Raw genomic sequence first — 17,016 nt, 5'->3', positions numbered from 1 at the left:
ATGACACTCATTGCATATGCCTGGGCCAGTGGGCTAATTGAATTTGGCAAAACACTTCCCAATGGAGCTTTACCGGTAATTAAAGGATTAGAAAAAGAAGTGCGTGAATCTATTGAGATAAATGCACGTCACTCGCGAATTAATGAACAATTACTTGTTCCGGGTGTACCTGAAGCTAATGACCAACGTGAGGGGTGCGATGCACTGATTCATTTCACTCAGAGAGTCTTTAAAACATATTGCAGTATTCTGGACAAAGGAAATAACCATGAATAAAGAAATCGAACAATCTGGCTATCGTCGGAATGGTCAAGGCTATCTTGTACCAGAAAATTTAATTCGGCCTATTGATAATCTGCGTGATGATACGGTGTTAAGTATTGTTGAAGCGGCTAAGGCGCTGCGCGTGGCCATGGCAGCTTTCAAAGCTGCATCAATGAAGCAAATAGAGGACTTCATTGACTTGTCATCCAAAGAGTACGGTGTGGAATATGGTGGCACCAAGGGCAATGTGACACTGCCGAGCTTTGATGGTCAGTTTAAAATATTGCGTGCTGTGGGCGACCATCGCGTATTCGATGAGCGGATTCAGGCAGCAAAAAAGCTGATTGATGACTGTGTAACTGAGTGGTCAGATGGTGCAGATGACAAAATCAAAGCTCTGGTGGATCATGCTTTTCGCGTCAATAAACAAGGCCGCATTGATATCAATGAAGTTTTAAGATTACGTCAGGTTGATATTGATGACCCACGCTGGCTGGAAGCGATGGATGCTATCGCTGATTCAATCCAGATTAGTGGCACCAGTCAGTATTTGCGGATTTATGAGCGTCTGGGAAATGGTAAATATGTGCAAATCAGCTTAGATATCGCGGGGGTTTGAATGAACGCTAAAGAGTTTAATAAAAAATACCCTGTTGGCAGTGGCTTTATTTATCAGCCCAATAAAGTATTACGGGGTGGTAAAGCAGTCAGAACAGTTGCAGCAGCGGGTGACTTTAATCAGGGGGTTATTGTTGAAATAAGTCTTGAACCTTGGTTTGCCAATATTAAGGCATTAACTCCCGCAGGATAATTTAAAACTTTATTAAACCACTTTAAATATGGCGTAAACCCGTCAGGGCTGGCTTACGCCTAAATCGAGGAAAGACTATGAATAAGCCTCAACTTATACGCCTGATTCATATTGCCAAAAGCCAATTAAAACTTGATGACGATACGTATCGGGTATTACTGGCCAATGCCGCCAATGGCAAAACAAGCTGCTCCGTGATGTCTTTTCAGGAACTGCAAGATGTGTATTCCGAGTTCCAGCAACGGGGGTTTAAACGCCATTTTAAGAAGCCAACACCTCGGGTTAAACCCAATTCAAAAGGCCTTTCACGGGCTGCGGAAATCCCTAAAATTCGGGCCGTTTGGAATACCATGTTTTTACATGGATTTGTCGGTAGTGATGATGAACTGGCACTGAACGCCTATGTTAGACGCATGACCTCGCAGCTCAATAAAGGTGTAGGTGTTGCCGAAGTGGGTTGGCTTGATGGCTGGCTGGCGTTCCGTGTGCTTGAGTGCATCAAACAGTGGCATATCCGGCTGATGCTCGAATCAATGGTGGCTCGCCGTAAAGCTCTGCCTGTTAACCCTATGACCGGTGATGAGTCGCGTGATTATCCCGTTATTGCAAATGCCTATGAGGCCAGCTTATGAAACTCAGCCGTTGCCCTATTTGTCACACTGATTGGCATCTTGAGGCGTTGTGTGAAGATGATGCCAGCCGTCAGCTACTGAAAATAATTGCAGACCTACCTGGTAGCTGTGCGCGGCATCTTGTTGCTTATATCGGTCTATTTCGCCGTGAAAAATCTAACCTAAGCAATAGCCGCGCCCTCAAGTTGGCATCCGAAGTATTAGAGCTTTACGCGCCAGGTCGCGTTCTGGCCCATGCACTTAGTGAAACTGTTGAGCGTATTCGTGAGAAACGTGCGCTTGGGGATAAAAAACCGTTATCAAATCATAACTATTTGAAGACGGTCTATCAGTCATCTGAACAGGTATTTGCACAATCCAGCAATATTGCCGCCCGTGAAAAAAACGCGGCTAGCAATGTAGTCGATCATGAGCGTCGGCGTGATGAATATTTGAGCCATATGAACCGGCTTGGCCAAGATGTATCAACCATGCCTGGCGGGAAAGAGTGGTTAGCGCGTAATCGAGGTGAGCAAAATGGCTGATAACTTAGAGCTATTCGACGATAGTCAGGATGATTCTATTCTGGAGCATTTGGAAGGGGGAGATTCTGAACGTGGCCGTTTCCCTGAGTTATTGAAGCAGATAAATGAACTGTTGCGCTGTGAGTTGGAACGGTTGGGCGGTAACGGTAAGCATTCATTGGAATTGGTAGTAGCCATCAGCAAGCAGATTGGCGGTAGTCAGGTCTATTTTCCGCGCGGTCAGGTGTTAGAGGACTTGGTACGTGATATGCGTATCTGGCGCGATTTTGATGGGCATAACATTCATGAACTGGTTGAGCGCTATCATGTAACTTATAAAACAGTGTATAAAGCTATCCGACGGATGAGAAAGTTAGAAAGCAAGAAAAGACAACCGGAACTATTTTAAGGAGCAATGGACATGTTTGTGACTAAGCTGATCGGTCTTTTATTAGCGTTATCATTCAGTATGAGTCTTGCTATTGCTGACACGCGCTTACCGGATGAAAATACACTAATTAAACGCTTTGAGTCATTAGGATTGGTTAAGGCCGATAAGTGGAAAAATGCTGAAGCCCCGGATAGCACAGCAATTAAAAGTGCGCGGGTTGGTAGCGACGTCTACTCTATCGCTGATGATTCAGTTACTGTATTCAGTCTTATTTCAGAGAAAAATACGGACACTGAAGCACAGCATGTTATTGACGTTTGTTTGAAGTTAGCAGAAGTCGCTATGCAAAATGTTACTGTAGATGCTTCAAACAAAATTAAAGGACTAATTCAACAGTCAGCGCTAAATCTCAACGAAGGCTCCGACCTTGTTGATGGCTATAACTTCACCACACAATATTTGTCTATCGGTAATGTCCCTGCATTAGCCTGTATGGTTGAAGGGTTTGTTACCTGGAATTAAAACCATAAAAATACAATGAAGCCGGTTAATCCGGCTTTTTTTATGCCCGTAGCACACTGGAACAAATACCGGATTAACCGGTTTCCATGTTCCAGAGGTGCAAATGAACGCTGTTATTTCCTCCCCTGCATTACTTCATGCTATCGCTTTTGTTCTTGGCTCCGAAGGGGGCTATGTCAATGACCCTACGGACAAAGGTGGAGAAACCCATTGGGGGATCTCCGATAAACGTGATGGTTTGGCTGATGGCATGACCGATGTTGATGGTGATAGCAAACCCGACACGCGCATCAAAGACCTCACGTTAGACCAGGCCACGCAAATTTATTACCGCGACTACTGGTATCCCTCCTACTGCCCTAGTTGGCCAGATGGCATTTCCCTGCTGGTCTTTGATTCAGCGGTACAGCATGGCGTCAAAAAAGCCCTTTGTCTGCTACAAGAGGCTGCGGGGGTTGTGGCTGATGGCATTGTTGGCCCTAAAACAACCGCCGCTGTTATCAGTGCTGATCCTGAGTGGCTTTTAACTCGCTACATCCTACGCCGCAGCCGCTATTACGCTGAAATTATTAAATCCAATTCTTCCCAGGCTAAATATCTGAACGGTTGGTTCAATCGTTTGGATGCGGTTTCCAACGCTTGTTGGGAAGTTGTTGGCGGCTCTCATTCAGTAACCCGAAGCTAATCATGGGTAAAGGCTGGGATGACAGTTGTCGTGCTGGTCGCCGCGACCGGCTCAAAAAAGAAGTGTTATTTAGGCTGGCAAATGGCCCCAGGCCTGAGCCAGTTGATTACACCGGATGCGATGGGACTCATGCCGTTTTCTATAAACGAGGATGGGATTCAGTAGCCCCTACAGATATTGCCTGGCAATGCCAGCGTTACAAGGAAAAATACTATGGTAAAACTTCTTAGCCTTTTCAAATCTAAATATTTCATGTTGCTGCTTTCTGTGGCCGTTATTTTTGTTCCGTTGGCTTTAACACTCTTTGCAGGTTGGTATGTCGTGGCTGTGTGGTGTGGGGCCTTTATTTCTGGATTTGTGATTTTCTCAGAATTCATATATTCGCAGCCATTTAAAACCCAATGGCATACAAGATTGTTTGATTATGGGATGGGAAGTATTAGTGGTGGTTGCATTTGGATTGCTGGGTTGGTTGGTTGGCATTTCATTGGTTGGGTAAGTCTGCCTATTGCGGTATTAGGTTTTATTGCTTTCCCACTATTTCGCAAAACCATTAAATATTGGGGAGCACTATGGACCCGATAACACTTTCGGCCGTTGCCAGTGTATTGCTTAAAGCTGGCCCAACCTTTTTACGCACGGTGGGAGGATGGTTCGGCGGCGGCACGGCGAGCACTGCCGATGGTGTCGCTGGTATCGTTGAAAGCATTAACCAGGCGGTAAACCCAGAAGACCGACAACGCATATTGGAACAGAAACTAGCAAACCTGCCCCCTGAGCAATTTGTTCAGTTAGAGGCGTTGAAAGTGCAATTGCAACAGATTGAACTTGATCGTCAGAAGATGGTGTTGGCTGATGGCCAGGCTGAACATCATGAGACGCAAGAAACTATCAGGAACGGCGATAACGCAGTTGATGAATATGTGCGTCGCACCCGTCCCCTCATGGCCCGATTGTCACTGTATAGCTCTATCTTTTACGTTCTGTTGCTGTCAATCGGATTACAGGCGGCATCTGTCGCTTCTGCGGCGGGTCACCTGATATCTATGCCTGAACCTGATTGGAATATTGCACTGATGCTAGCAACACCAGCATTGGGTTATCTAGGCTTTCGTACTCTTGATGGTTTTGCCCGATTCAGCAAATCCAGTAAACACAAGTTACCGGCGGTCAAATAATGGATGATTTTGACCGCGCAAGTGACATTGAAATTAATGACCGACAACGGGCGTTAAACGCCCATTTAAACCGTGTTAAAGAAGCTCCAATTGAATACGGTTTTTGTAACGACTGTGGGGAGAATATTCCCCCACAGCGTTTAGCACTTGATGCTGTTCGATGTGTGACATGCCAGCAAATCAAAGAATTGAAGGAGGCCCAGCATGGAGTGGGAGTTTATAAGAAGTAACTGGGCCATTGTCTGGGCGCTGTTTATGTCAGCGGTCAATCTTATTCAAATGTTTTTGGCGAAGACTTATGTGAAACGTGAAGAGATTGAATTACTTAAAATACAAATTCAATCGATTCAATCCTCTATTTCGGCATTACCAAGCCAGAAAGAGCTTCACCAGCTTCAGTTGGAAATTAGTAGCTTGCGCGGCGAACTACTGTCACTCGGGCCTAAATTACAGCAAGTACAGCGTATCAGTGACCTGCTGTTAGAAAACGAATTAAAGGATAAGTGAGGAATGGCGATGCGTGACATTCTCGATAGCGATCAACGGTTGGTTATTTTGCGCTCCCTGTTGGAGTGCGGCGAAAGTGCCAACGAGTCAGTTTTGCAAACGTGCCTGGAAGCCTATGGCCATCGCCTTTCTCGCGATTCAGTTCGTACCCACTTGAGCTGGCTCAGTGAGCAACGGTTGGTCAGTCTGACCGATGTAGCCGGTTGCTTTGTCGCCCGAATGACTGGCCGTGGTGAAGATGTGGCGAATGGGTTGGCGTCTGTTCCGGGTGTTAAGAAACCACGGGCAAGGGGTTGATATGTCAAAATTAAAACCCTATACCGCAGCGCAACGAGGTATTTTTGATAAGCTTGCCGCCGTTCTGGTTTGCAGCGAAATAGAGCGGGAAGTTATTGCGCAAGCCTATGAAAAGGCAAAGGGTACCCCATACGATGCCACAGCCCCAGATGGTTTTCTCAACACCTTTCTATCGTCCCATCCTGAATATGACCGCGTTTGGAAAACTCTAGCGAGAGCCATAAAAAAACAGCGTAAAAATCAGTTAGAAATAGCAAGGAGCAAGCATGAGCGATGAACGCCCAACCCGTGGCCGACCATCAAAGATTGATTTGCTACCTGAACCTATTCGCGATGCACTCCATCAGATGTTGCGCGATAAACGCTATACCCAGGAACAAATCAGGGAAGCGGTTAACGAGCTGATTGATGGCCATGCATTACCTGAAGAGATGCGGGTGAGTCGTACAGGGTTAAACCGCTATGCCAGCCGTATGGAGTCCATTGGATCACGTATCCGTCAGTCGCGGGAGATGGCTGATGTATGGGTAACAAAATTTGGTGAGACCCCCACCACTGATATCGGCAAGTTGTTGATGGAGTTTGTCAAAACGCTGGCTTTTGAAACATCGATGAAGCTGGCTGAAGGTGAGGAACATGTAGAGCCGAAAGCTTTGGGGCAATTGGCACTGGTGGCGCAGCGCATTGAGCAGGCGCAGATGGTCAGCCATAAGCGCGAAAAAGAGATACGCCAAGCATTTGCTGAAGAGGTTGCCGCTCAAACCGAAAAAATCACCAAGCAAGCTGGGCTTTCTGCTGAAACTGCGGCTGATATTCGTCGCCAGATTTTGGGGATTGCATAATGCCCCCCTTAACGCCACAACATGAGCAACTGCGTAATCAGTCTGCATCGGCCATTTTATCGGGTGAGTTCGATGCTGACCAAGTGCTGCTTCCCTATCAGCGGCGCTGGATTGCTGATACTTCCCAACTGAAAATTGCCGAGAAGTCACGCCGTACCGGTTTGACTTGGGCAGAAGCGGCAGACGCTGCGCTTAACGGTTCAATGGCTCCCAGTGCCGGTGGCTGTGACACTTTCTATGTCGGCACGACGAAAGACATGGCACGGGAGTTTATCGATGCCTGTTCGATGTGGGCGAAAGCTTATGATTGGGCGGCGTCTGATATCGGTGAAGAGGTGTTGGCAGATGAAGATAAGGACATTCTGGTTTATGTCATCAATTTTGCCAGCGGATTCAAAATTAAGGCGCTGTCGTCCAATCCCTCGAATTTACGTGGGATGCAGGGCAATGTCATTATCGATGAGTCGGCATTCCAGAGTGACCTTGCGGCAGTACTTAAAGCGGCGCTGGCACTGACAATGTGGGGTTCTAAAGTACGGCTTATTTCTACACATAATGGTATTGATAACCTCTTTAATACCATTATCACCGACAGCCGCGCAGGTAAAAAACGCTACTCCGTTCACCGTATTGATATTGATATTGCCTGTAGCGAGGGGCTTTATCGTCGTATCTGTCAGGTCACACGTAAAGAGTGGAGCCAGGTGGCTGAAGACGAGTGGAAAGGCAACTTATTGAAAGACACCGCCACGCCGGAAGATGCCAGGGAAGAATATTACTGCGAGCCGAAAAGCGGCAGCGGTGTGTATTTACCGCGTTCCATCCGTGAGCGTGCTGCGCGGGGGGCTGGCCCTGTTCTACGCTTTACTGGCTCCGCTGAATTCAATGCCTTATCCGAGCCTATGCGTGCACTGGAGATGCAGGAATGGCTAGAGCAAATTGTATTACCTGTGCTCAACCGTTTACCTACCCACTTACGTCATGCGCTGGGTGAAGACTTTGCTCGTAATGGCGACTTAACTGTATTTGCGCCGATCACGGTCAATGACGATACCACCCGTGAGATTCCTTTCTTGGTCGAACTGGCTAACGTCCCTTTCAAGCAGCAAGAACAGGCACTGTATTTCATTTGTGATCGCTTGCCACGTCGTGACGGTATCAAGCTGGATGCGCGTGGTAATGGTCAATATCTGGCCGAGCAAGCGGCCTATCGCTACGGTAACGAAGTGGAACAAGTGATGCTTTCTGTTCCGCACTACCGTGAAAATATGCCGCGCTTTAAATCGGCGTTTGAAGATAACGAACTGGTAGTGCCGAAACATGAAGATGTGATTAACGACTTGGGCGCTATTCAGATATTGCGCGGTGTACCAGGCATTGATGACAGTCGCACCACCGGCACTGACGGCAAGAAACGCCATGGCGATGCAGCTATTGCAATCTTCCTGGCATTTCTGGCCAGTAAAGAAGACTGCCGTCGCTACGAACTGCACAAGCTCAATAAACCCGAACGACCAGATGAGCGCGAAGAACGCCGCCAGTTACATACCACCCGTGGGCTGAAAAATCAGCGAGGACTACTCTGATGTTAAACAAACTGACCGGTGCTATCCGCAATCTGTTTAATCCTGCTACCGGCGAAGCGGTAACGGTGAATAAAGATGAACTTAAGGAAGAGCAAACCCGCGCTCGCTCCACCGGTATGCGCCGAGCTAACTCAGGTATCAGCGTGGCCAGCACCTTGAATCCTCGACGACTAGCAGGTGTACTGCGCCAGGCGGCTGAAGGTAATGCACTGGATTATTTTATCCTGGCTGAAGAGATGGAAGAACGTGACCTGCATTATTCAAGTGTGCTGCGTACCCGAAAGCTGACCGTGGCTGGGATAGAACCTACAGTAGAAGCCGCCAGTGATGATGCCCGTGATATTGAAATAGCCGATGCAGTACGGATGATGATTGAACGGCCACAAATACCAGAGCTGCTATTTGATTTACTCGATGGCTTAGGAAAAGGCATTGCAGTAGTAGAAATCCTGTGGGATATCTCATCAAGCACCCAATGGGTGCCGCGTGACTATTCGTGGGTTGACCCACGGTTTCTGAAGATGGATGCCGAGACGTTACGGCAAGTTCACGTTCTGACCGAAGCGCAACCATTCCATGGCGAACCATTGGCCGCATACAAGTACATCGTCCATCAGCCAAGATTGAAATCTGGCTTGCCGTTGCGTAATGGTCTGGCGCGTTTGGTGGCGGTAATGTATATGCTGAAATCCTTTACCGTCCGTGACTGGTGGGCTTTCGGTGAGAAATTTGGTTTGCCGATCACGCTCGGAAAGTATGGTCCGAACGCCAGCACAGAAGATATCCAGACCTTGATAGATGCTATAGCATCCTTGGCATCGGATGCGGGGTGCGCCATTCCAGCATCAATGCAGATTGATATGGTTGAAACGGCCAGCCGTCAGGGGGGCGGTGACCTGTTCAAGGGGATGGCCGAATGGTGCGACGCACAAACCAGTAAAGCGGTGTTGGGCCAGACAATGACCACTGATGATGGTAGCAGCCAGAGTCAGGCTAATGTTCATAATCAGGTTCGGATGGATATAGCCCGTTGGGATGCCCGTCAGCTTGAGCATACGCTGAATGAGTTTCTGGTACGGCCATTCATCATGCTCAACTATGGCCCTCAAGATAACTATCCGAACGTCTGTCTGCGTATTAACGAGCCAGAGAACCTGAAAGCCTTAGTGGATGCGTTAATCCCACTGATTGATCGTGGCATGAAAGTGCAGGCGTCAGTATTACGTGACAAATTCGGATTACCCGAACCGGAAGCCGGTTCCGATATTCTTCAGCCTACCAGTAGTCTGAATAGTAGTGCTGGTATGTTCACCGCACTAAACCGTGAAAATATCGCCCTTAATCGCCAATCTGCCCCTGATGATATTGACTCGCTGACCCGTGAAGGGATTAGCGATTGGCAGCGTGTTGGCTCTGCATTCACTAATCCGGTGTTAGCGCTAGCCAGTGATGCCGCCAGTTATGAAGATTTTCTTGCTCGTTTGCCTGAATTACAGGCCAGCCTGGATGCAGACGAATTTATTGACCAACTAGCGCGGCTTTGTTTTCAGGCTCGGGGCATGGGGGATGTGAGTGATGCCGGATAAAATTCCCGATATTGTACCGAAAGAAGCTCTGGCCTGGTTTAAGGCTAAAAAACTTCAGCCTGGATTTGATTTCCGTGATGTTTGGCTTGAAGAGCATAGCGCGGCCTTTACTGTTGCAAAGATGACGCAACTTGATTTACTCAATGACGTAAAGGAGCTGGTGACCAACGCACTGGCAACAGGCCAGACCTTCAGAGAGTTTCAGCAAGTGTTAGAGCCATTGTTGGTAAAGCGGGGGTGGTGGGGTATCCGCGATATGGTTGATCCACTAACCAATGAAACTAAAACAGTACAGTTGGGGAGCGAAAGTCGATTACGGACCATCTATGATACCAACATGCGTACCGCCAGAACGGCAGGACAGTGGCAACGCATAGAGCGAACCAAACGTGCTATGCCATATTTGATCTATACACTTGGCCCCTCCCGTGAACATCGTGTAGACCATTTGAAATGGGCCAATATCTGTTTGCCGGTTGATGATCCATTTTGGTTAACCCACACAGGGCCAAATGGTTGGGGCTGTAAATGCGGTATTCGCCAGGTCAGTAAATATGAATATGAGCAGTTGCTTGAGAACGGCGCAACACAAACCACCGCTGTCTATGATGATAATGGTTTACCTACCGGTCAGGTCAGCAAAACCAAGACACCATTAAAAACTGAGGCTCCACCTGTCAAGAATGTGAAGTGGTTGAATAACCGAACAGGTGAAGAAGAGTTAATCCCAGAAGGGATTGACCCAGGCTGGAATTACAATCCTGGAATCAACCGACAGGCTGCGTTAGAGCGTCAGCTCAATACCAAACAGCAAGTATTCGATGGTGATAGTTAGTTTCACAGGGAAACCCACCTGAACCTACCGTAGTGACCTTAACCCGCATTGTGATACGATGACGCACAGGATTTTTGTTAAACGTTCCTGTGCGCTTTTAAACGTGTTTTAAACACGGTTCCGCACCTCGATTAGAGGGAAAGCGGTTAATCCACCTATCCCCCCCATTCATTTCACACTGTCTGCATGATCTCCTATGCGGATAACTTCCATGCCTGCGAATTACCTGGCTCTCTGTTTCGAACTGAATATTGGCAAAGAAGATGAGCCACTTCCTGAATGGCTTCCTGTGCTGCCTATTGGCCTGTTTAAGGGGCGCGATGGCCGTGTTTGGGTAAACAATGAACCTGAAGCGGTAATTGCAAAGTCGCTGGCTGGCCTCTTTATTCCTGTTGATGTTGAACATGCCACAGAACTGAAAGGCCCAAAAGGCGAAGAGGCCCCCGCTTATGCCTGGATAGAAGACCTAAGAATTGAGGGTGCTTATATCATGGGTAAATTCAACTGGAACGATGATGGCGCGGCGCAAGTCCGTGGTCGTAAATATCGCTATTACAGCCCCGCATTTTATAACACCCCTGATGGATTGGTTACCAAGCTGTCCAGTGCCGGACTGACCAACAAACCCAATTTAGATTTTCCTGCCCTTAACTCGGAGAACACCGATATGAAACTGCCTGAACTGATTGCGGCAGCGTTGGGCCTGAGCGCAGATGCCACCGTTGAAAGCGGTGTCACTGCTATCCAGAGCCTGAAAACCGCAGAGCAAGTGGCATTAAACCGTGCTCAAAACCCTGACCTAAGCACGTTTGTGCCAAAGGAAACCTATGAGTTGGCCTTGAACCGCGCCACAGAAGCAGAAACCAAACTGAATGTGCTGGCGGAGAAAGACGTTGCTTCTCTGGTGGATTCAGCAATTGCCAGCGGCAAGGTCGCTCCCGCAAACCGCGATATGTACCTCGCCACCTGCCGCAGTGAAAGTGGACGTCAACAGTTCACTGAGTTCGTCAAGGGTGCGCCGGTGATTGTTAATACCAAACCAGTCCCGAAAAAAGATGGTCAGAACGACGCGCCGGAACTGACTGATACCGAGCTGGCGATGTGTCGCAGTATGGGCATCAGTCAAGATGAATTCCTGGCAGCTAAACCGAAAACCACTGAGGAATAACAGCAATGCCAACTCCTAATGCTGAAATCTTGCACGCAATCAGCACTTCGCTAAATGCGTCATATACCAAAGGCCTTAATGGGGCCAAGCCCTTGTATCAGGCAATCGCAACGATCATCCCCAGTGGTGGTGCGTCCAATACCTATGCCTGGTTAGGTGAATGGCCGGAAATCAAAGAGTGGATTGGTGCGCGCCAGTTCGCGGAGTTAGCCCAAAATGGTTACACCATTTTCAACAAGACTTGGGAAAGCTCGATCAAAGTTAAACGCGAATCGATTGAAGATGATCAAGTTGGTCAGTATTCGGTCATTGCACAGCGCATTGGCCAGGATACTGCAATCTTCCCAGACAAACTGGCATTCCCGCTGTTGGTGGCTGGTTTCCATACGCTGTGCTTCGACGGCCAAAACTTCTTTGATACCGACCATCCGATGGCGGGTAAAACCTACAGCAACATTGTTGGCACGGGTGAAGAGCTGGGTGAACCGTGGTTCCTTATTGATGGTTCTCAAATCCTTAAGCCAATCATCTACCAGAACCGTCGTGATTTTAACTTCACTGCGCTGGATGATTTAAGCAATGAGCATACCTTCAAGAACAACGAATTCCTGTTTGGTGTCGATGCGCGTTCCAATGTCGGTTTTGGTTTCTGGCAAACCGCTGTGGCCTCCCGCACTCCGTTGACAGCCGCCAACTACGAGAAAGCAGTGGAACTGATGCAAGGAATGCTGAAGGACAATGGCACGCCGCTGGGTATTACACCAACCACCTTGGTTGTGGGCAAAAGCAATCGTGCAGCCGCTAAGCGTTTGATTGATGCCATGTTGGTCGACGGTGGTGACTCCAACATCTATTACCAGGATGTTGAAATTGTGAATAGCCCATTCATCGTCACACCACCGGTTACGCCATAACCGTTTTGCTAAGTCAATATTATCCAACTTTAGTGGGTGTTTAACGCCCGCTAAAACCCCCTTTAAAGAGGACGGAACAGTGAGTGGAAAAACAAAGCAAAAGCAAATCGAAACGGTTCTTTCACCGGAAGATAAACACGCTACAGCGTCGGCTGTTACAGCGCTGGATGCGGGAGGAAATCTTCAGCTTGAGCAACTCAGTGCGACACAGAAACCGGATGAGTCAATTACTGGAGTGACGGGTGATACCACTCGCACTGTTTCTATTGTGATTGAAGACAATCGCCAATCACATGAATCAGCCAGCATAGCGGGGACGCAACTTGACGCCGACCAACTTGAGCTTTCGCAAGCCCAAATCGGCTCGCTGATGAATGACCTGTCTCAGTCTGGTGAAGTTGCATTGACTGAAGTGCTGTTGGTTTCAGCGGTTCATGTTAATGGGTTTTATCGTTGCGGTCAGTTCTGGCCTCATTCCGGTATCAATGTGTTTGTCAGTGATGAGTCTGTTGCTGATAACGATGGCGGTAAAACGGATACCAGCAATCTTGCGCCATTTATCAGCGCTGATACTGCGGCCCGTTTAAAACGTGATCCTCATTTGCGCGTGACTGTCGTACCTGTTGTGGCTGGAGAGTAATGATGAGCGCTTACGTAACCCGCCAGGACTTGATTGATACGGACGGTTCTTATGTTTGGAACGTGGCCATTAATCGGGAAACCAACGCACTCGATGAAGTGGCCATTGCCAAGGCTCTGACGGCTACCGATGAAGAGATCAATTCGCTCTTGTCACGGCGTTTTAAAGTTCCGTTGGAAACGACCGTCCCGTCAATGCTGAACCGGCAAGCCATTTCAATCGCTTTTTACTGGCTGGCTGACAGAGACAATCAGGCAACTGAGCTGGTTCGTAAGCGCTATGAAGATGCTATCAAAGTGATTAAAGAGATTGCGAATGGCACGCGTGATTTGGGATTACCGACCTTAGAGCAACCGACTGAAACAACCAGCGGCAAGGTCATTATGACCGGTGAAAACCCCCGCATATTCACCCGTAACAGCCTGAAAGGGGTGTTGTGATGGGGATTCAGGTTGAAGTGTTCGGCACAGAAAAACTCGCCCAACTTCAACAGGCCGTGGAGCGTTTAGCGGATAGCGGTTTGCGTGGTGAATTACTGGAAAGCCTTGGTGCGATTGTCGAGACCCAAACCCGCAGGCGTATCACGGATGAGAAAGAATCACCCAGTGGCACTGCCTGGCAGGATTGGTCAGACGGTTATGCTAAAACCCGTCATGGAAATCAAAGCCTGTTGCAAGGTGACGGGAATTTGAACGATAGCATTACCTATGTTGTTGAACGTAATCAGGTACGGGTTGGTACGCCGTTGGAATATGCCCGAGTTCATCAGGAAGGGTTTAATGGCAGCGTTTCCGTTGGCTCACATCAACGCCTGATTAAACAGGCGTTTGGACGGGTGCTTAAACATCCCGTTTGGCAAACAGTTGGTGCTCACAGCCGCATGATGTCAATCGCACAACGTGAGTTTCTTGGCCTTTCGAGCAGCAACAGTAAAGAGCTGTTGCATGTTATCGGTGACTTTTGGAAAGAGGTATTACCGTGAGTAATGAACGCCCTAGCCTGGTCACACTTGGCAGTACAGTTGCGGCAGCGGATAAAATTGCAGCCTGGCTAAACCCAGTTATTCAAGGCAATAACCCTGACCAGGTTCCCGTCGTTGAGCGGCACATTGGCCAGTTCAATACCCCAGCGGAAGTGAAGCGATATTTATCTGATCGTGATGGCTGTGTTCGTATTGCTGCGTTACGCATCAGAGATATTCGGCATGAGGCCGGTGGCACTGTGGGCCTTGTAACCTTTGCAGCTTATGTGATGGCTACTGATACGTGGGGATATGGCCGTGACCTGCGTTGTGAAATTATCGTGGCCAAGATTGTACGCCGCATCACTGAGATGGCATCGACCAAAGGTATGGGGGCCGAGAAGCGCGCTGACGCTATTTCCGCCGATAACATCTACAGCGGCAGCCTGGATGATTTAGGTCTGACGATGTGGGCCGTAATGTGGAATCAGGAATATAAACTCGATACTGATTTTGATATCAGTGAGTTACCTGATTTCCTGCGGCTTGGTATGCACGCCACGCCTAAATCTGGCGTTCCTGTCATTGAAGCCGTTATCCCCGTAAGAGGACAAGAAAGTAATGAAAATGAAAATGCTTAAACCCAAGGCCAACTTACAGGTACGCAAGCCCGATGGTTCGCTTCTGGCGGCTGACGGGGAAACGGTAATCCTGAATGCGTTCTGGTTGCGCCGGATTTCTGAAGGTGATCTTGAGGTAAGAGAGGTAACAGAACTCGCGCCCACTGTCGCTGAAACTGAGCCAGCCGTTAGCAATACACCGGCTGCTAAAACTGTAAAAGTGGAGAAATAATATGTCGCTAGGCTCAATTCCTAATGATATTCGCGTGCCACTGGTTTACATCGAAATTGATAACTCCCTGGCACTGAATGGCGCACCGGCGCAACAACATAAGATTTTGGTTATCGGTCAGCAACTGACCAGCGGAGCTGCCGAACCACTGACACAAAACCGCATTACCAGTGACAGCACGGCCAATCAGTTGTTTGGGCGTGGTTCTATGTTGGCTGAAATGCTTAAAACCTTGCGTAAGGCCAACAGCTATACAGAAACTTGGGCTATGGGGATTGACGATATCGCCGCCGGTGCTGCGGCAACCTCTCAGCTTATTGTTACCGGTACCGCTACCGCCGCTGGGACATTATCGTTATTGGTCTGTGGTGAGTCGGTACAAGTCGGCGTTAAAGCTGAGCAAGCGGCCACTGCTATTGCTGATGCTATCGTTGCAGCCATTAATGCACTGCCATCGTTACCAGTTATTGCTGCGGTTAAAGCCGGTGAAACGGGTACCGTGGTACTCACTGCCAAGTGGCGTGGACAAACCACAAACGATCTCGATGTACGGCTTAATTACTACGTGGGTGAGCAAACGCCTGCCGGTTTAAGTATTACCACTGCGGCATTCACGGGCGGCACCGGAACACCGGATATGACCAGTGTTATTGCAGCTTTGGGTGATGACTGGTTCAATCATATTGTTTGCCCGTTTAATGATGTAGCCAGCCTGAATACCTTACGTGATGAACTGCTTGATCGTTGGGGGCCACTGCGCATGGTGGAGGCCATTGCGTATACCGCCATTCGTGGTACTCATGCCCAAACTGGCACCTGGGGTAACAATCGTAATGACTTCCTGATCACCAGCATGGGAACCAACATTGCGCCACAACCAGCCTACTTGTGGGCGGCGGCTTATGCGGGAACGGCGGCATATTCTTTGGCCATTGACCCCGCTCGCCCCCTGCAAACTCTCGCATTAACCGGCATCCTTCCTGCGGCTAAAGAAGTTCGCTGGGATCCTGTTGAACGCAATCTTCATCTGTTCGATGGTGTGGCCACACATTTTGTCGATGCCGGCAGTAATGTGTGTATTGAGCGTGAAATCACCACTTACCGCGTTAATAGCTTTGGTGATGCAGATACTTCATACCTTGATATCACGTCACCGGCGACCCTTGGCCATATCCGTTATGTCATTAAAAACCGCTTCACTAATCGTTATCCCCGCCACAAGTTAGCCGGTGATGATGTGTTGGAACATCTGCAACCAGGTCAACCAGTCATGACCCCTAAGCTAGGCCGAGAAGAGTTGCTTGATATCTTCCTGACAGAGTTGGAGCCGGTTGGTCTTGTAGAAGATTTCGACAACTACAAGGACACGTTAGAGGTCTACCGCGACACCACCGATATGAACCGTCTGAACTTTGTCATCCATCCCAACATCATCAATCAGTTGCGCGTTCTGGCTGGTTTGATTCAATTCAAGCTCTAAGGGGGCATCATGATTTTAGGCATGGCATCGATTCGGGTTAATGGCCGTGAGATTAAAACAGCGGGTAAATCCACCCTTAACCCAGGTGGGTTCGCCCGTACTATGCACAGTGGCGGCGGCAAGCATTGGGGGTATTCGCGCAAAATGGCGGTACCGTCGATTCAGTTAACGATTGCCGCTGCTGAAGATGTGGACGTGATTGAAATCAGTAATTGGGAAAATGTCACTGTCATGTTTGAAGGTGATAACGGGTTGTCCTACATGCTGACCGGTGCGGCCACCGATAACCCGACACCTCTCAGTGAAGACTCTGGTGAGATTGAAGCTAATTTCATCGGCACACGTTTGGTTAAGGTGTAACT

At 48.5% G+C, this 17,016-nt stretch carries 28 protein-coding genes; all 28 read left to right on the top strand.

Going from position 1 to position 17,016, the window contains the following annotated elements; all coding sequences use genetic code 11:
* The 28 genes from Q2T72_RS08745 to Q2T72_RS08610 all read left to right on the top strand — a co-directional run bounded on the left by Q2T72_RS08745 (position 1) and on the right by Q2T72_RS08610 (position 17,014).
* Positions 1-276 carry a hypothetical protein gene (locus Q2T72_RS08745; RefSeq protein ID WP_050131268.1) on the top strand — a complete coding sequence of 92 codons (276 nt, stop codon included), beginning with the start codon at positions 1-3 and terminating at the stop codon, positions 274-276.
* Positions 269-883 carry a DUF3164 family protein gene (locus tag Q2T72_RS08740; RefSeq protein WP_050131266.1) on the top strand — a complete coding sequence of 205 codons (615 nt, stop codon included), beginning with the start codon at positions 269-271 and terminating at the stop codon, positions 881-883. Before Q2T72_RS08745 ends, Q2T72_RS08740 begins: the two co-directional genes overlap by 8 nt.
* Positions 884-1,075, top strand: coding sequence for a hypothetical protein (locus Q2T72_RS08735; RefSeq protein WP_050131264.1), 192 nt, complete (start codon positions 884-886; stop codon positions 1,073-1,075).
* Positions 1,076-1,152: 77 nt separating this feature from the next.
* Positions 1,153-1,707 (top strand): gp16 family protein, encoded by a 555-nt coding sequence (locus Q2T72_RS08730; RefSeq protein WP_050158024.1) that lies wholly within the window; start codon positions 1,153-1,155, stop codon positions 1,705-1,707.
* A complete protein-coding gene (locus Q2T72_RS08725; RefSeq protein WP_057630018.1) occupies positions 1,704-2,231 on the top strand; it encodes a hypothetical protein in 528 nt (175 codons plus the stop codon). Before Q2T72_RS08730 ends, Q2T72_RS08725 begins: the two co-directional genes overlap by 4 nt.
* On the top strand, positions 2,224-2,619 hold the full coding sequence (locus Q2T72_RS08720) for a Mor transcription activator family protein (RefSeq protein ID WP_050131260.1): 396 nt from the start codon (positions 2,224-2,226) through the stop codon (positions 2,617-2,619). Before Q2T72_RS08725 ends, Q2T72_RS08720 begins: the two co-directional genes overlap by 8 nt.
* Before the next feature lie 12 nt (positions 2,620-2,631).
* The gene (locus Q2T72_RS08715; protein ID WP_050158027.1) at positions 2,632-3,123 is read left to right on the top strand and encodes a hypothetical protein; all 492 of its coding nucleotides are present in this window, start codon (positions 2,632-2,634) and stop codon (positions 3,121-3,123) included.
* Positions 3,124-3,226: 103 nt separating this feature from the next.
* On the top strand, positions 3,227-3,808 hold the full coding sequence (locus Q2T72_RS08710) for a glycoside hydrolase family 108 protein (protein ID WP_372568982.1): 582 nt from the start codon (positions 3,227-3,229) through the stop codon (positions 3,806-3,808).
* A gap of 2 nt (positions 3,809-3,810) precedes the next feature.
* Positions 3,811-4,038: a hypothetical protein gene (locus Q2T72_RS08705; protein WP_372568981.1), complete on the top strand. Its 228-nt coding sequence runs from the start codon at positions 3,811-3,813 to the stop codon at positions 4,036-4,038.
* On the top strand, positions 4,022-4,393 hold the full coding sequence (locus tag Q2T72_RS08700) for a hypothetical protein (RefSeq protein WP_050158032.1): 372 nt from the start codon (positions 4,022-4,024) through the stop codon (positions 4,391-4,393). Before Q2T72_RS08705 ends, Q2T72_RS08700 begins: the two co-directional genes overlap by 17 nt.
* Positions 4,381-4,986, top strand: a complete 606-nt coding sequence (locus Q2T72_RS08695; RefSeq protein ID WP_023160744.1) for a hypothetical protein — start codon at positions 4,381-4,383, stop codon at positions 4,984-4,986. The genes Q2T72_RS08700 and Q2T72_RS08695 overlap by 13 nt, the downstream gene beginning before the upstream one ends.
* Complete coding sequence (locus Q2T72_RS08690) at positions 4,986-5,216, top strand: TraR/DksA family transcriptional regulator (protein ID WP_050131251.1); 231 nt, start codon at positions 4,986-4,988, stop codon at positions 5,214-5,216. The genes Q2T72_RS08695 and Q2T72_RS08690 overlap by 1 nt, the downstream gene beginning before the upstream one ends.
* Entirely contained in the window at positions 5,191-5,493 is a 303-nt protein-coding gene (locus tag Q2T72_RS08685) for a DUF2730 family protein (RefSeq protein WP_023160746.1), read from the top strand. Before Q2T72_RS08690 ends, Q2T72_RS08685 begins: the two co-directional genes overlap by 26 nt.
* A gap of 9 nt (positions 5,494-5,502) precedes the next feature.
* Positions 5,503-5,790, top strand: coding sequence for a hypothetical protein (locus tag Q2T72_RS08680; protein WP_038892572.1), 288 nt, complete (start codon positions 5,503-5,505; stop codon positions 5,788-5,790).
* 1 nt (position 5,791) lies between these two features.
* Positions 5,792-6,067 (top strand): hypothetical protein, encoded by a 276-nt coding sequence (locus Q2T72_RS08675; protein WP_372568980.1) that lies wholly within the window; start codon positions 5,792-5,794, stop codon positions 6,065-6,067.
* Positions 6,057-6,632, top strand: coding sequence for a DUF3486 family protein (locus Q2T72_RS08670; RefSeq protein WP_050131247.1), 576 nt, complete (start codon positions 6,057-6,059; stop codon positions 6,630-6,632). Before Q2T72_RS08675 ends, Q2T72_RS08670 begins: the two co-directional genes overlap by 11 nt.
* Complete coding sequence (locus Q2T72_RS08665) at positions 6,632-8,218, top strand: terminase large subunit domain-containing protein (RefSeq protein ID WP_372568979.1); 1,587 nt, start codon at positions 6,632-6,634, stop codon at positions 8,216-8,218. The genes Q2T72_RS08670 and Q2T72_RS08665 overlap by 1 nt, the downstream gene beginning before the upstream one ends.
* A complete protein-coding gene (locus Q2T72_RS08660) occupies positions 8,218-9,804 on the top strand; it encodes a DUF935 domain-containing protein (RefSeq protein ID WP_372568978.1) in 1,587 nt (528 codons plus the stop codon). Before Q2T72_RS08665 ends, Q2T72_RS08660 begins: the two co-directional genes overlap by 1 nt.
* The gene (locus Q2T72_RS08655; RefSeq protein ID WP_372568977.1) at positions 9,794-10,639 is read left to right on the top strand and encodes a phage minor head protein; all 846 of its coding nucleotides are present in this window, start codon (positions 9,794-9,796) and stop codon (positions 10,637-10,639) included. Before Q2T72_RS08660 ends, Q2T72_RS08655 begins: the two co-directional genes overlap by 11 nt.
* Positions 10,640-10,850: 211 nt before the next feature.
* Entirely contained in the window at positions 10,851-11,807 is a 957-nt protein-coding gene (locus Q2T72_RS08650; protein ID WP_372568976.1) for a phage protease, read from the top strand.
* A 5-nt stretch (positions 11,808-11,812) separates the two neighbouring features.
* A complete protein-coding gene (locus tag Q2T72_RS08645; protein ID WP_023160754.1) occupies positions 11,813-12,721 on the top strand; it encodes a Mu-like prophage major head subunit gpT family protein in 909 nt (302 codons plus the stop codon).
* 79 nt (positions 12,722-12,800) lie between these two features.
* The gene (locus tag Q2T72_RS08640; RefSeq protein WP_372568975.1) at positions 12,801-13,361 is read left to right on the top strand and encodes a hypothetical protein; all 561 of its coding nucleotides are present in this window, start codon (positions 12,801-12,803) and stop codon (positions 13,359-13,361) included.
* Positions 13,361-13,801, top strand: coding sequence for a gp436 family protein (locus Q2T72_RS08635; RefSeq protein WP_271293393.1), 441 nt, complete (start codon positions 13,361-13,363; stop codon positions 13,799-13,801). Before Q2T72_RS08640 ends, Q2T72_RS08635 begins: the two co-directional genes overlap by 1 nt.
* The gene (locus Q2T72_RS08630; protein WP_023160757.1) at positions 13,801-14,343 is read left to right on the top strand and encodes a phage virion morphogenesis protein; all 543 of its coding nucleotides are present in this window, start codon (positions 13,801-13,803) and stop codon (positions 14,341-14,343) included. The genes Q2T72_RS08635 and Q2T72_RS08630 overlap by 1 nt, the downstream gene beginning before the upstream one ends.
* The gene (locus tag Q2T72_RS08625) at positions 14,340-14,963 is read left to right on the top strand and encodes a hypothetical protein (protein WP_221872400.1); all 624 of its coding nucleotides are present in this window, start codon (positions 14,340-14,342) and stop codon (positions 14,961-14,963) included. Before Q2T72_RS08630 ends, Q2T72_RS08625 begins: the two co-directional genes overlap by 4 nt.
* The gene (locus tag Q2T72_RS08620; RefSeq protein WP_372568974.1) at positions 14,944-15,174 is read left to right on the top strand and encodes a DUF2635 domain-containing protein; all 231 of its coding nucleotides are present in this window, start codon (positions 14,944-14,946) and stop codon (positions 15,172-15,174) included. The genes Q2T72_RS08625 and Q2T72_RS08620 overlap by 20 nt, the downstream gene beginning before the upstream one ends.
* A 1-nt stretch (position 15,175) precedes the next feature.
* On the top strand, positions 15,176-16,654 hold the full coding sequence (locus Q2T72_RS08615; RefSeq protein WP_372568973.1) for a phage tail sheath subtilisin-like domain-containing protein: 1,479 nt from the start codon (positions 15,176-15,178) through the stop codon (positions 16,652-16,654).
* Positions 16,655-16,660: 6 nt separating this feature from the next.
* Positions 16,661-17,014 (top strand): phage tail tube protein, encoded by a 354-nt coding sequence (locus tag Q2T72_RS08610; RefSeq protein WP_038892513.1) that lies wholly within the window; start codon positions 16,661-16,663, stop codon positions 17,012-17,014.
* Positions 17,015-17,016: the final 2 nt, after the last annotated feature.

It is taken from the genome of Yersinia sp. 2466 StPb PI, from assembly GCF_041538325.1.
Classification (GTDB): Bacteria; Pseudomonadota; Gammaproteobacteria; order Enterobacterales; family Enterobacteriaceae; genus Yersinia; species Yersinia enterocolitica_E.
This window is presented reverse-complemented; position numbering and strand designations above follow the sequence as displayed.